Raw genomic sequence first — 1,355 nt, 5'->3', positions numbered from 1 at the left:
CGGATTGAAGTCTGCAACTCGACTTCATGAAGTCGGAATCGCTAGTAATCGCGAATCAGCATGTCGCGGTGAATACGTTCCCGGGCCTTGTACACACCGCCCGTCACACCATGGGAGTGGGTTGCACCAGAAGTAGATAGTCTAACCTTAGGGGGGACGTTTACCACGGTGTGGTTCATGACTGGGGTGAAGTCGTAACAAGGTAGCCGTAGGGGAACCTGCGGCTGGATCACCTCCTTAAAATAAAATGCGACTTCAAAGTGCCCTCACAGTTTGTTTTCATAGAGAATATCTAGCGATTTTCCTTGAGTGAGTCTGATTTTCATGTGTATTGCATGGGGATTGGGACGGCCTTAAGAAAAAGAAGAACCTAAGCGTTTTGCGGACAATTTTCTGTTGGAAGTTGTATGTAAAGCCTGAAACAGTTTTTACAAGGATTTTTGCCTTAGGCAAGGCATCGATATGAGCGCGTGAGGGAGCATACATGAGTATGTGACCGAACAAGCGAAATAGCGATAACGAAGCATAAGGTAAAAAGCCGCAGTAAAAAGAGGGGTCGTAGCTCAGCTGGGAGAGCACCTGCCTTGCACGCAGGGGGTCGGGAGTTCGATCCTCCCCGGCTCCACCAATGTAGAGAAGGTTCCTAGATAGTATCATGGTGTTCAGATGTAATAATTTTTAAGAGAGAGTTATTTAATCTGGGCGACCGGAAGTTCATTAACAATTTGGTAGAGATTGAGGTAAACACAAGCGTCGTGGTATGCGTTTACGTGAGTAGATGTATATTGCGGTAATGGGCTGTATGACTGAGGTTACTAAGGTTATATGGTCAAGAAGAGAAGCGCAAACGGTGGATGCCTTGGCAGTAAGAGGCGAAGAAGGACGTGGAATCCTGCGAAAAGCTTTGGGGAGCTGGAAACGAGCGATGATCCGAAGATGTCCGAATGGGGGAACCCGGCACCATGTGAATGGTGTCACTTATGACTGAATACATAGGTTATGAGAGCGAACCTGGGGAACTGAAACATCTAAGTACCTGGAGGAAAAGAAATCAAACGAGATTCTCTTAGTAGCGGCGAGCGAAGGGGGAAGAGCCTGGTGTGATTTATCATGACATGAAGTGGAACGACTTGGGAAAGTTGACCGTAGGGGGTGATAGTCCCGTACACGTAGATGTTATGAAGAACTAAGCACACGAGCAAGTAGGTCGGGACACGTGAAATTCTGACTGAATATGGGTGGACCATCATCCAAGGCTAAATACTACTTACTGACCGATAGTGAACCAGTACCGTGAGGGAAAGGCGAAAAGAACCCCGGAGAGGGGAGTGAAATAGAACCTGAAACCGTTTGCG

The 1,355-nt window shown here is 47.5% G+C and carries 1 tRNA gene and 2 rRNA genes; all 3 read left to right on the top strand.

The features are described from left to right. A 16S ribosomal RNA gene (locus tag ELY11_RS12275) occupies positions 1-240 on the top strand; the annotation flags it as partial. Between the two features lie 312 nt (positions 241-552). Further along, positions 553-628, top strand: a tRNA-Ala gene (locus ELY11_RS12270). Positions 629-827: 199 nt separating this feature from the next. Beyond that, positions 828-1,355: ribosomal RNA gene (locus ELY11_RS12265) — 23S ribosomal RNA — on the top strand; the annotation flags it as partial.

Origin of the sequence: Legionella septentrionalis, assembly GCF_003989745.1 — a bacterium.
Taxonomy (GTDB): Bacteria; Pseudomonadota; Gammaproteobacteria; order Legionellales; family Legionellaceae; genus Legionella_A; species Legionella_A septentrionalis.
Note: the sequence above shows the minus strand (reverse complement) of the source record. Positions and strands in the feature narration are given on the sequence as shown.